The sequence below is a fragment of the Maribacter sp. MAR_2009_72 genome, from assembly GCF_007827235.1.
Classification (GTDB): domain Bacteria; phylum Bacteroidota; class Bacteroidia; order Flavobacteriales; family Flavobacteriaceae; genus Maribacter; species Maribacter sedimenticola.
In genome coordinates this window covers 3,139,822-3,152,288 of sequence record NZ_VISB01000001.1, presented here as the reverse complement: position 1 = coordinate 3,152,288, position 12,467 = coordinate 3,139,822, and the positions used below count along the sequence as shown (strand labels likewise).

Below are 12,467 nucleotides of genomic sequence, written 5' to 3'. Positions count from 1 at the left end.
AATGAAATATTTAGTGTTTACGCTGTGTTTTGTGGGTGTTTTGATCAGTTGCGCCTGTCAACGCCCAAATTATAAAGAGGCTACAAAAATATACTACAATGCTCTGGATACAGGTAATTATAATGCTTTAAAAAATGTACTACACGATAGTGTTACCTTAATTTCCGGGGATTATATAACCCCCTATAACCATAATAGTTTCCATGAATTCTTTAAATGGGATTCTATTTTTAAATCCTCTTATAAAATCATTGCATTAGAAGAAAAAAACCATGTTGTTATTGCTACAGTTGCCCAAAAAAATAAGAGAAACGCATTTTTAAAAAACAACCCTTTAAAATATAAAGTGGAAATATCCTTTGCAAATGATAAAATAACCACATTTAGGGAGTTAGAATACATAGGGGTAAATTGGAATAACTGGAACCAAGAAAAAGATTCCCTTATAAACTGGATTAAGATAAATTACCCAAAACTAGATGGCTTTGTAACGGATATGACTATGGCCGGTGCTAAGAATTATATAAAGGCAATAGATGTATATGAAACTTATAAAAAGGTAGAAGTTGAGTAAATATTTCTTAAAATATAAAATGAGTACATCATGGTAATTAAAAGGTTGATATTACCCAGCACAATACTTTCAAAAAAAGTGGATTTAAATTAATCTCAATGAACAAAGTACACCATACCGCCATAATTTGCTCTAATTACGAAATTTCCAAAAAATTTTATACAGATGTTTTAGGTTTAGAGATAATCCGTGAAGTATATCGCAAAGAACGGCAATCATACAAACTAGATTTAGCATTGAATGGAATTTATGTTATTGAATTGTTTTCCTTCCCCAACCCTCCCAAACGACCTTCCAGGCCAGAAGCCTGTGGACTGCGCCACTTAGCCTTTGAAGTAGATGATTTGGACAAAATCATAGCTCACTGTAAATCGCAACATGTAATTGCAGAACCTATTAGAATAGATGAGCATACACATAAACGGTTCACTTTTATTGCCGATCCGGATGAGCTTCCCATAGAATTTTATGAGAAATAACCCTAAGTGTTTGTAAACGTTTAATTTGTATCTTGTTTACAAATACAAATTAATGAAACCAATTACGTTATGCTTTCTTTTTGCCTCTATTTGGCTACGATCACAACAAACCGTTTCATATGAAGAAGGAATGTTGAGCCCAACGACTAAGTTGGACACTATTTCATGGTTGGCCGGCCATTGGAAAGGTGAAGCATTTGGTGGTATTGTAGAGGAAATATGGAGTCCGCCACAAAACGGTTCCATGATGTTTTCATTTCGTTTGATTGCAGATGGTGCGGTAGGTTTTTATGAGTTTGGACATATTATTGAAACTAATGGTACTTTGCTCCTTCAATTAAAACATTTTGACGCTGACTTAAATGGTTGGGAAGAAAAGGATGAAACGGTAGATTTTAAGTTGGTCAAAATAACGGAAGACCGTTTATATTTTGATGATTTTACCATTGAGTATATTTCTGATAAAGAAATAAACATGTATGTAGATGTAGGTGAAGGTGATGGAAAATCCAATGAAGTTAAATTTAACTACCATAGGCAATAGATGAAACGGGAATGTTTAGAATGTGGTAAGGAAGTTTTTGGCAGAATTGACAAGAAATTCTGTAACGATTATTGTCGTAATGCCTATAATAACAAGGTAAATCCGGAAAGCAAGAATTTAATACGGAATATCAACAACAGGTTGCGGAAGAATTATAAAATATTGGATAGTTATAAACTTACCAATGGCAAAACCAAGACCACAAGAACTCGTTTAATGAACAAGGGTTTTGATTTTGACTATGTCACCAATCTATATACTACCAAAAAAGGAACTACCTATTATTTTTTATATGATTTAGGGTATTTACCTTTGGACAATGATTTTTATATGATTGTAAAGCGAGAATAAACAAATAAGAAAAGGCACCTCAATAGAAGCGCCCATAGCTATTATTCATATAAAAATTTAAACTACTTCCAATTATGTCCGCTAAGTTTTAAGGCTGCTATCACAATATCCTTTCTACTGATTTGCCCTACCAAAATACCATTTTTCATTACCGGTAGCCTTCTTCTGTTATGTTGTGCAAAGATACCTGCAGCATCAAATATGGATATATCATGTGGTATGGTCTCTACGGTTTTGGTCATAAATTTTTCAACGCTTTTATCCAATATCGGTTGATTAAAATAACGACTTTCGGATATTTGCTTCATGCAATCCGCTTCAGAGATGATTCCAACCAAAAACCCGTTACTGTCCAAAACCGGTCCACCGGATATATGATGTTTGGCAAATTTCTCCATTACCGCCAAAATAGAGTCTTCTGGAGAAAAAGTGATTAACTTTGTGGTCATGTAATCGGCTACCAAAATAGGGGCCTCAAATTCTTTTTTAAATACCTTTCTAACACCTTGAAAGCTTTTGATTCCCATAACAGTTTATTTAAAGGTTGATTAATAAAGATAACAAAATATTTGACATTTACTAATAATATTCGATATAAGCAATGTAATTTTTAATAATTTGTGACTTTAAAGAAGAATACCGTAATTATGAGAAAAACACCAACCGTATTAACCCTACTCCTGATAGTACTTGCTATTTATTGGAGTTTTCATTCCCTTTTGCCCAAGTATCAAACGGACATGGAAGTTCTGCAAACCAACTTTTCCACAGACAGGGCGTTACAACATGTACAACAACTTTCCTTAGAACCACATAGTGTTGGTTTTCCCGGTCATGTCAAAGCTCGTAACTACATCATTTCCCAACTCAATGAACTAGGGCTTGAAACCTCCGTTCAAGAAGGCTATACTGCGGGAGATTGGTCCAATCTTAGCAAAGCGGAAAATATTCTTGCTAGAATCAAGGGCAGTGAAAATGGCAAAGCCTTGTTGTTACTGAGCCACTATGACAGTAACCCACATTCTGCACTAGGGGCAAGTGATGCCGCCAGTGGGGTAGCAACAATCTTAGAAGGTATACGCGCTTATTTAAAAAGTGATACCAAGCCCAAGAATGATATTATCATTTTAATTTCAGATGCGGAGGAACTAGGTTTGAACGGAGCCCAACTTTTTGTAGATCGGCATGAATGGTTAAAGGATGTAGGGTTAGTACTTAATTTTGAAGCACGTGGCAGCGGCGGACCTAGTTATATGCTTATGGAAACCAATAGGGGCAACCGTAACATGATTACGGAATTCATTGCGGCCAATCCAGATTTTCCTGTGGCAAATTCTTTGGTTTACAGTATTTATAAAATGTTGCCCAATGATACGGACCTTACTGTATTTAGGGAAAACGGGGATATTGAAGGATTTAACTTTGCTTTTATAGATGACCATTACGATTACCATACCGTAATGGATAATTACGAACGCTTGGACCGGAACACATTGGCACACCAAGGTAGCTATCTTATGCCCTTATTAAAACACTTTGCAAATGCAGATTTAAGCAGTATAAAAAGTTTGAGTGACAATGTCTATTTCAATGTACCTTTTTTCAAAATGGTTTCATACCCCTTTACATGGATAATGCCCATGTTGGGCTTGGCCATACTATGCTTTATAATGCTACTCATTTTAGGTTTTAAAAAGAAGGTATTGAATGTAAAGGATATTTTCAAAGGTTGGATACCGGTACTTTTTACCCTTGTTGTAAATGGCGTAGTAGGATTTTATAGCTGGTCTGTTTTAAAATGGCTATACCCCGGTTATAAGGACATGCTACATGGTTTTACCTATAATGGACATGCCTATATTATGGCATTTACGCTATTTTCAATAGGTATTTGTTTCTACGCCTATTATAAATTTAAGGTCGTAAAAACGGCAAACTTGTTGGTTGCCCCAATCTTTTTATGGTTGGTACTATGTGGTTTAATTGCCGTATATTTAAAGGGAGCGGCATTTTTTATTGTTCCCGTATTTAGCGTTCTTGTTGCTTTGTATATACACATAAACCAAAAAAATCCAAATTCCTATTTACTGGTATTTCTAGGGCTCCCGGCCTTATTTATTTTTTCTCCATTTATAAAAATGTTTCCTATTGGCCTAGGTCTTAAAATGATGGTTGCCACAACCTTGTTGACTACCCTGACCTTTTTCCTGTTATTACCACTGTTTACCAGATATCGTAAAAAAGCGGCCTTGGCATTTTTAAGCTTCCTGTTGGGAATAGGGTTTTTGGTGTCCGCCCACATGAATTCCGATTTTTCTGAAAACAATCCAAAACCAACCAGCTTGCTATATGTTTATAATACGGATGAAAACCAAGCAATGTGGGCAACTTACGAACATGTACCTTCTAACTGGACAAAGCAGTATATTACAATGACCAACAATGCAGATAGCGTGTTGACTAAAAATACGTTAAGCAGTAAATACAGTTCTGGTTTTACCTACACCCAAAAAGCACCGTTAAAGAAAATTGAACCATTACAAATGGATATACAATTGGATACCGTTATCAATGGAATACGAAACCTAAGAATATGTTTAACCCCAAAAAGGTCCATTAACAGATTGGAAATATTTAGAAACGATTCGGAAATTTTAAGCGCTGAGGTCAACGGTATACCATTATCCACATTTGCATTAAAAGACGGAGGAAATAGTAGGTTGGTCACGCACTATATTAGTGATATCAAGTATACCGAACTAGATTTAACCTTACCAGAGTCAGAACAATTGGAATTAACGGTATATGAAGCTTCCAATGATCTGTTAAGCAATAGTTTGTTTACCATTCCGCAAAGACCTTCCCAAAACATACCAATGCCCTTTGTTTTGAACGATGCAATTTTAACTATTCAAAAATTTAAGTTTGACTACTAAAATAGGCATCATAGGCTGTGGTTGGTTAGGCCTGCCTTTAGCAACTAGTTTAATTGGTAAGGGGCATGTCGTAAAAGGCACCACTACATCCAAGGATAAATTAGAGTTGCTAAAAAAGAATGGAATTGAACCTTTTCCTATTACCCTGACCGAAAACAATATACAGGGCCCAATAGAAGATTTTCTACATACCATAACAACTTTGATTATTGATGTCCCTCCAAAATTAAGGGGAAAAGGTCCTAAAGAAAGCTATATCGCAAAAATACAATTGCTTCACGAGGCTATTAAAAAATCATCCGTTCAAAATATTATATTCACCAGTAGTACGGCCGTCTATGGAGATGTGGAAGGTATGGTCAACGAAAAAAGTCTGCCCGTACCAAACACCTCATCCGGAAAACAGTTGGTGCAATGTGAACAATTGTTTAAAAATGACAGCTCCCTTAAAACGACCATTATCCGTTTTGGAGGTTTGATCGGTCCTGGCAGACATCCAATTACCATGCTGGCAGGAAAGCAAAATCTAAACGGGGGTACGGCTCCGGTAAATTTAATTCATTTAGATGATTGCATCGGTATTATAGAAACGATCATTGAAACGGACCATTTTGGGGATACGATCAATGCGGTATACCCTGAACATCCAACAAAACAAGACTACTACACTCAAGAAGCCATAAAACGCAATCTCCCTTTACCACACTATACCCAAACTTTAGGAAAAACGTACAAAAAAGTCGAATCTTGTAGTATTTTTCTTATTAATAATTATGATTTTCTCACAACTATAAATTGAATTTTTACAACACCTATTAACTATTTCACAACAAAAGCCCTTAATTACCGTTAATATATTATTGGTTTACAAGTAGTTATCGATGTATGACATACCTTTATACCTCAATTTAAAACCAAAATGTTATGGAAAAGTCAAATTTAAGGGAGAGGGTTTTAGTTGAATTAGAGAAACTCATCTCCCTAAGCTGTAAAAATCCTACGGCATCTAAAAGATATCAGCAATTACATATTGCCTTATTGAAGAAATACTATAATGCAACGAACGTTACCATTGATTATCATCGCCATAGAATTCAAATGGAAGTAATCCAAGATGAGAGTGTCTATGATCCTAAACGGGTAAACACGTACTTGCCTACCATCTATACCAATTTGCTGTTTAAAAACCTGCGAAGTTTTTTGGCAACTTGTATAGAGAAAGATAACAAGAGCGTAGGGTTCTATTCTCAATTATTAAAAATGTTCGGTACTAAACAAAAAGGGTTGGAACTGGTATAGAAACCAATGTTATAAAAATTTGAAAGGCGCTTTTATAAGCGCCTTTTTCTTTTCCGGACATTTAAACCTTTCCTTAACAGGAGGATACAAATTATTTTAATAGTTTAGCGCACCTTAAAAAGAATCTAAACAGATGAAGAAAACAGTATTAATAGTGTTAACGACATTATTATTTTCAGGCAGTTATGCCATTGCACAGACCAAGACAGAATTGCAGAAACATTATGAGGCATTTTATGACCAAATGCGCCTACAGGGTGATATAGATGGTGTAATAAATGCCCTTACCCATTTAAATGTACTATCTCCTTCCAAGGAAAGAATGGATACCTTGGCCTATATATATGCCAATGATAATCAACACTTACAAGCATTGAACACCATTGGCATTGAAAAGATTGATACGGATTCTGATCTAGCGGTACAGGTAAAGGCTATATCCCTAAAAGCATTGAACCAACCCAAACGTTCCTTGGAACAATTTGAAATTTTAAACCAAAGAGACCCAAATGCATATTTGGCATATGAATTGGCAGACCTTAAGGTTCAATTAGGTGATAATGCCGGGGCCATGAACCATGTGGAATATGGTATTGCCAATGCAACGGATGATATGAAATATGCCTTTTATGAGCGACAACAACCGTATGAGGTTTCTTTAAAAGCTGCCTTTCTCCATATCAAGGGCCTTATTCAATACAATATGGATAAAAATAATATTGATGCCGCTATTGCCTCAATGGATGAAGCTTTGGCCATGGACCCAAACTTTAACTTGGCAAGTTTAAGTAAACAAGCGTTGACCTCTAGAAAAGATACCCCTGAGGATAAAAAATAATAAATAGGAGGTTTTGAATTAAAAGGCGAACAGCTTTTGTTCGCCTTTTTTAATATTTGGACCTTAGGTCAACCAGAAGAAGACTATCTTTCTCATTCTTTAATTTTACCAACTCCTCAACAATAGCATTGGGTACGGTGATAGATAGCACATAGTGGGCAATTTTCCACTGCCCGTCCACTTTTTTTAGTACTCCAGAACCGCGACAAATTTTCATTTGGGTGTCCAATAACTCATCGAACCAGGCAATATCATTTGTTCCGCCAACATAAATATTACGCTCTACGGCAGTAAAATTCCATGCCCGGCCTTTATCAAAATGGGGTTTTGCATAGGCCATAAACTCTTCCCGTTGCCAATTTTCACCGGCATCCGTCCCTATAAAAACGGCATCATCCGTCATAAGTTCAAAATAGGCCTTAAAATTTGCCATTGCTGCGGCTGCATGCCAATCATCAAGTGCACGTGAGACTTCCATGTTCGTATTGTTCTGTGCAAGCATGGCCGAGGATACAAAAATAAAAAGCAATTTAATTTTCTTCATTTGCACGTAATTCTTCCAACAGGGTATTGTTAACCACCACATTAACCTGATTTCGTAAATTGTTGAAGGCCACAATCATTTGTATAATGGATTCCTTTGGATTCTGTCGGTATTCCAAATCTCCTTTTGTTTTTAATATAAACGTCTTAAATACCTTTTGTCTACTTTTAATTTGCGGTATATCAAGTGAAGCAGGATATACACTATCCTCCATTTTCTTTTGGTTCTCGATCAACTCTTCCATTATAAGTACGAAGTCCTCTCTAAACTCCGTCGTGTACAGTTTATCAAAACTACGCTCAACGGCTACATATTCCTTCCAATCGCTCAAAAGTAATTGTGCTTTGGAATTTACCGGACTTTTGGCAGGAAGGCTATCTACAACAATCTCCCAGCCGGAACCTTGTGCTTCGGCCGTTTCTGAAACAGGGTCTTTACATGAAGCTATTAAGACCAGTACAACTAAATAAGCTAATATTTTAGGCATAAGCGAATGTACAAATTTTAAGAAAAGGTATCTTTATGCGGCAATTCATTTAACGCATTTTTAAATGTCAAAATATATATTGATTATCGGCGCCTGTGGTCAAATTGGAACAGAACTCACCTATACCTTAAGAGAAAAATTCGGAAGCGAAAATGTAATAGCAAGTGACATACGAGAAGGAAATGATGATTTAATGCAATCTGGACCTTTTGAAATCTTGGATGCTACCAATTATGATGCCCTTGAGGAAGTTATTGCGTATTATGATATTTCAGAGGTTTATTTAATGGCCGCAATGTTAAGTGCAACAGCGGAGAAATTTCCCATGCGTGCATGGAATCTTAATATGAACACCCTTTTCAACGTGCTTAATCTAGCTAAGGAAAAAAAGATAACCAAGATATTTTGGCCCTCCAGTATCGCTGTTTTTGGCCCAAATACCCCAAAGGACAATACCCCACAGAACACCATCATGGAACCTAGTACCGTTTATGGGATCAGTAAACAGAGCGGGGAGCGCTGGTGCGAATATTACTTTAAAAAATTTGGTGTAGATGTGCGGAGTATTCGTTATCCCGGACTGATCAGTTGGAAAACGATGCCGGGTGGCGGCACAACGGATTATGCCGTGGAAATTTACCATAAAGCGTTAACACAGGGCACCTATACATGTTTTTTGGAAGAAGATACCAAATTGCCCATGATGTTCATGGACGATGCCATTAGGGCAACCTTACAAATTATGGAAACCCCGGAGAATGAGATTAAAGAACGGTCTTCATATAATCTGGGAGCCATGAGTTTTACCCCAAAGGAAATAGCGGCCAGTATCCAGGCTATAATACCTGATTTTACGATTGACTATGCACCGGATTTTAGGCAACAAATTGCGAATTCATGGCCAAGTAGTATTGATGACAGTAATGCACAAAAGGATTGGAACTGGAAGGCTGAATTTGACCTTGAAAAAACAACAAAAACCATGTTGGAAAATTTGAAGAACAGGGTTTAGCCTGTTCTTCAAATTGGTTAACTACTAAACTTCAATCGCTTTTCAATCGCCATGACCATGGCATTGGCTATATCTTTACCGGTAGCATTTTCTATCCCTTCCAGACCGGGAGAAGAATTTACTTCAAGCAATAATGGTCCTTTATTAGATCGGATAATATCTACCCCGGCAACTGCCAAATTCAAAACTTTGGCCGCCTTTAATGCCAACTTCTTTTCATCTGCGGTGATTTTAATAATGGAAGCAGTACCTCCTTGGTGTATATTGGCCCTAAATTCACCTTTTTGGGCTTGTCGTTGCATACTTGCAACCACTTTGCCATTGACCACGAAACAGCGAATATCCTGCCCGTTGGCCTCTTTAATGAATTCCTGGACCAATATATTGGTATTGACACTTTTAAAGGCATTGATAACACTTTCTGCAGCCTTGTTGGTTTCGGCCAAAACAACTCCCTTACCTTGGGTACTTTCCAATAATTTAATGATCAACGGAGCTCCGTTCACCATTTTGATCAAATCCTTGGTATCCATGGGTGATTTTGCAAAACCGGTAATAGGGATATGGATATCATAGTTTGAAAACAACTGTGAAGCGAACAATTTATCCCTGGACTGTGTAATGGCTTCTGCAGAATTTTGACAGTATACCCCCAAATTATTAAATTGACGGATCAATGCACAACCGTAAAAGGTAACCGAAGGCTTAATACGTGGTATTACCGCATCATAGTCCTTTAAAATGATACCTCCTCTATATCTAATTTCCGGGGAACGTGCATCAAGCTTCATATAGGCCTGCTCAACATTCAAAAAATCGATTTCATGCCCCCTGGCCTCGGCTGCTTCAATAATTCTTTTATTACTATATAAATTGGGATTACTTGCCAAAAGGGCAATTTTTAAACCTGTCTTTTCCTTAAAATAAGGTGCATATTTTTTGTTGACCGCACTTTCCTCAAATGATTGTAATTGATAATTTACGGCAGGGTTGACAATATAACGTTCGTTCAATGCCTCTCTACCCAACAGCATACGAAACTCCATTGTATCCCTATTCGCCAAGGTCAGCTCAATATCAAAAGTATCTTCACCAATGGTAACCGGGGTTTTTATGACCAAACGTTCCTCAGAAATTCCGGAAGAACTTTTTACCATCCTGCGATCTACCAACCTAGCTTGGCATTCTATGGCTATACTACGGTTTTCCTGTAATGGGCTCACCTCAAATTTTACCCATTCATGTCCGCCCTTTACTACAATTTTTAAATTGGTAGCCTGTATGGAAGACGTTTTAGCCCCAGAATCTACCCTGGCCTTAATTGCCGGTATACCCAGTTCATTGAACACACACCACTCTTCACTACCTATAATCTTTAAATTATCCAAATTCTATTATTTTGTCTCCGTTGTATTTTGGAGCTTTAATTATTTCTTTCTTAATTCGAACAGATCGGTTCTTCTGTCCCTAAGGTTACGTACGGCCCCAAATTGGTTAAGTTCCCTAAGTAAGCTAATATCTACGTCTGCAATGAGGATCATTTCCGTATTAGGGGTTGCCTCTGCTTTTATTCCGTTGGTAGGAAACGAGAAATCACATGGAGTAAAAACCATGGATTGTGCAAACTGAATATCCATATTCTGTACATTGGGCAAATTACCTACACTACCGGCAATAGCCACATAGCATTCGTTTTCAATTGCCCTTGCTTGCGCACAGTTACGCACCCTTGAATATCCGTTTTGCGTATCGGTCAAAAAAGGAACAAATAAAATATCCATACCCTCATCTGCCAATAAACGGCTTAATTCCGGAAATTCAGAATCATAACAGACCAAAACGCCAATTTTACCACAATCCGTATCAAAGGCCTTTAATTGCGTTCCTCCCTGCATACCCCACACCTTAGCTTCATCTGGCGTAACGTGTAGTTTTTCATAGCGTTCCATGCTACCATCCCGTCTACAAAGGTACCCAACATTATATAGGCGGCCATCTATGATTTCTGGCATACTCCCTGTTATGATATTGATATTATAGGATATGGAAAATTCAGAAAATTTTTGGGCAATTGCCTGTGTATGCTTGGCCAATTCCCGAATAGCATCTGGCGTGGACATGTGATTGTTTACCGCCATTAACGGTGCATTGAAAAACTCTGGAAACAAGGCAAAATCCGAGCGGTAACCGGATACGGCATCTATAAAATATTCCGCTTGTTCCAAGAGTTCGTCCAAATCCTTGTACGGTCTCATTTGCCACTGGATAAGCCCTAGACGGATAACGGTTTTCTTCGTAGCCGCTTTTTTGGAAGGTTTCTGATAATATATATTATCCCATTCCATTAAAATAGCAAAATCCTGGGAAGCTTTGTCCCCGTCCAAATACCCCTTCATTACTTTAGCGGGATGAAAATCATTACTGATCTGAAAGTTCAGTACGGGATCTTGAATTTCTTTTCTACGAACCTTGTCAATGTATTCCTTTGGTGATAGTTCCGATGCATATTCATGGTAATTGGGCATACGACCCCCAAAAACGATACTCTTTAAGTTTAACTTTTCGCAAAGTTCTTTTCTATAATCATATAAACGGCGGCCCAAACGAAGACCTCTAAAACTTGGCTTAATAAATACTTCAATACCATAGAGAACATCCCCTTCGTTATCATGGGTGTCAAATGTATATTTACCCGTAATCTGCTCATAGGTATGGTTATCGTCAAAAGCATCATAGTCTACTACAATTGATAATGCCACACCGGCCAATTGACCATTGATTTTAATGACCACTTGCCCCTCTGGAAACTTATCTATTAAGGATTTTATATGCTCCTCTTTCCAATAAGATCCGGGCATATTGGTATATGCGGATATCATGGCGGTCTTTAGTTCTTGATAATCATCAAGATCTAAAAACTTTAATTCAATATTCTCAATTTCATCTATGTTCATATACCTGTTGTAAAAACAACGATCATCTATTTAAATTAGGGAAAAAATAAGTAATCCGGTCTATCTTGATTAGACCGGAAATTTGCTGGGCCTGGGCAACGGCCATAATCGATTAAATGATAAAATTAATCTTCATCATCGCCATCGACCATATCCTCAGGATTCGGCTCAACTACCGCAGTTGGATCGTCATCATCAAAATCCTCATAATCGTCCTCGTCATAATTCTCCATAGTATACTCTAATTTAGCGCTGATCTTTACCAAATACTTAGTATCCTCGGTCAATACTTCAACTGCCTCTATACGTTCTCCTTGAGCATTTCTAAATGAGATGATATTGCGGTCATCATACCCATCCGGATATCTTTCCACCAAAAGTTTAAGTACCTCTGGTGTCAATTTTTTAAAGTCTACAATGACTTTTTTTAAATGTGCGTTCTTGTCCAT

General features: G+C 37.3%; 15 protein-coding genes. 9 read left to right on the top strand and 6 right to left on the bottom strand.

What is annotated here, in order from left to right:
• Position 1 precedes the first annotated feature (1 nt).
• The 4 genes from JM81_RS13260 to JM81_RS13245 all read left to right on the top strand — a co-directional run bounded on the left by JM81_RS13260 (position 2) and on the right by JM81_RS13245 (position 1,948).
• Complete coding sequence (locus JM81_RS13260; protein ID WP_144804112.1) at positions 2-574, top strand: hypothetical protein; 573 nt, start codon at positions 2-4, stop codon at positions 572-574.
• Positions 575-672: 98 nt separating this feature from the next.
• On the top strand, positions 673-1,053 hold the full coding sequence (locus tag JM81_RS13255) for a VOC family protein (RefSeq protein WP_144804110.1): 381 nt from the start codon (positions 673-675) through the stop codon (positions 1,051-1,053).
• 52 nt (positions 1,054-1,105) lie between these two features.
• A complete protein-coding gene (locus tag JM81_RS13250) occupies positions 1,106-1,597 on the top strand; it encodes a DUF6265 family protein (protein ID WP_144804108.1) in 492 nt (163 codons plus the stop codon).
• The gene (locus JM81_RS13245) at positions 1,598-1,948 is read left to right on the top strand and encodes a hypothetical protein (protein ID WP_089258803.1); all 351 of its coding nucleotides are present in this window, start codon (positions 1,598-1,600) and stop codon (positions 1,946-1,948) included. It begins immediately after the preceding gene.
• Between the two features lie 62 nt (positions 1,949-2,010).
• Here the strand turns inward: JM81_RS13245 and JM81_RS13240 are convergent, their stop codons facing one another.
• A complete protein-coding gene (locus JM81_RS13240) occupies positions 2,011-2,475 on the bottom strand; it encodes a CBS domain-containing protein (protein WP_089258801.1) in 465 nt (154 codons plus the stop codon).
• Positions 2,476-2,595: 120 nt separating this feature from the next.
• Between JM81_RS13240 and JM81_RS13235 the strand changes: the two genes are divergently transcribed.
• From JM81_RS13235 to JM81_RS13220, 4 genes are all read left to right on the top strand, one after another.
• Positions 2,596-4,884: a M28 family peptidase gene (locus JM81_RS13235; protein WP_144804106.1), complete on the top strand. Its 2,289-nt coding sequence runs from the start codon at positions 2,596-2,598 to the stop codon at positions 4,882-4,884.
• The gene (locus JM81_RS13230; RefSeq protein ID WP_144804104.1) at positions 4,874-5,683 is read left to right on the top strand and encodes an NAD-dependent epimerase/dehydratase family protein; all 810 of its coding nucleotides are present in this window, start codon (positions 4,874-4,876) and stop codon (positions 5,681-5,683) included. Before JM81_RS13235 ends, JM81_RS13230 begins: the two co-directional genes overlap by 11 nt.
• Before the next feature lie 125 nt (positions 5,684-5,808).
• Positions 5,809-6,183, top strand: coding sequence for a hypothetical protein (locus JM81_RS13225; protein WP_089258795.1), 375 nt, complete (start codon positions 5,809-5,811; stop codon positions 6,181-6,183).
• Between the two features lie 133 nt (positions 6,184-6,316).
• A complete protein-coding gene (locus JM81_RS13220) occupies positions 6,317-7,021 on the top strand; it encodes a hypothetical protein (RefSeq protein ID WP_144804102.1) in 705 nt (234 codons plus the stop codon).
• Between the two features lie 49 nt (positions 7,022-7,070).
• Here the strand turns inward: JM81_RS13220 and JM81_RS13215 are convergent, their stop codons facing one another.
• Both JM81_RS13215 and JM81_RS13210 read right to left on the bottom strand, forming a co-directional pair.
• A complete protein-coding gene (locus tag JM81_RS13215) occupies positions 7,071-7,565 on the bottom strand; it encodes a nuclear transport factor 2 family protein (RefSeq protein WP_144804100.1) in 495 nt (164 codons plus the stop codon).
• On the bottom strand, positions 7,552-8,052 hold the full coding sequence (locus tag JM81_RS13210; protein WP_144804098.1) for a hypothetical protein: 501 nt from the start codon (positions 8,050-8,052) through the stop codon (positions 7,552-7,554). The genes JM81_RS13215 and JM81_RS13210 overlap by 14 nt, the downstream gene beginning before the upstream one ends.
• Positions 8,053-8,116: 64 nt before the next feature.
• On the opposite strand from JM81_RS13210, the gene JM81_RS13205 reads away from it, so the two are divergent.
• On the top strand, positions 8,117-9,064 hold the full coding sequence (locus JM81_RS13205) for an NAD-dependent epimerase/dehydratase family protein (RefSeq protein WP_144804096.1): 948 nt from the start codon (positions 8,117-8,119) through the stop codon (positions 9,062-9,064).
• A gap of 17 nt (positions 9,065-9,081) precedes the next feature.
• Here the strand turns inward: JM81_RS13205 and rimK are convergent, their stop codons facing one another.
• The 3 genes from rimK to JM81_RS13190 form a co-directional block, all read right to left on the bottom strand.
• Positions 9,082-10,452 (bottom strand): 30S ribosomal protein S6--L-glutamate ligase, encoded by a 1,371-nt coding sequence (gene rimK / locus JM81_RS13200; RefSeq protein ID WP_144804094.1) that lies wholly within the window; start codon positions 10,450-10,452, stop codon positions 9,082-9,084.
• 39 nt (positions 10,453-10,491) lie between these two features.
• Positions 10,492-12,018 carry a bifunctional GNAT family N-acetyltransferase/carbon-nitrogen hydrolase family protein gene (locus JM81_RS13195; protein WP_144804092.1) on the bottom strand — a complete coding sequence of 509 codons (1,527 nt, stop codon included), beginning with the start codon at positions 12,016-12,018 and terminating at the stop codon, positions 10,492-10,494.
• A 125-nt stretch (positions 12,019-12,143) separates the two neighbouring features.
• Complete coding sequence (locus JM81_RS13190) at positions 12,144-12,467, bottom strand: hypothetical protein (RefSeq protein WP_089258780.1); 324 nt, start codon at positions 12,465-12,467, stop codon at positions 12,144-12,146.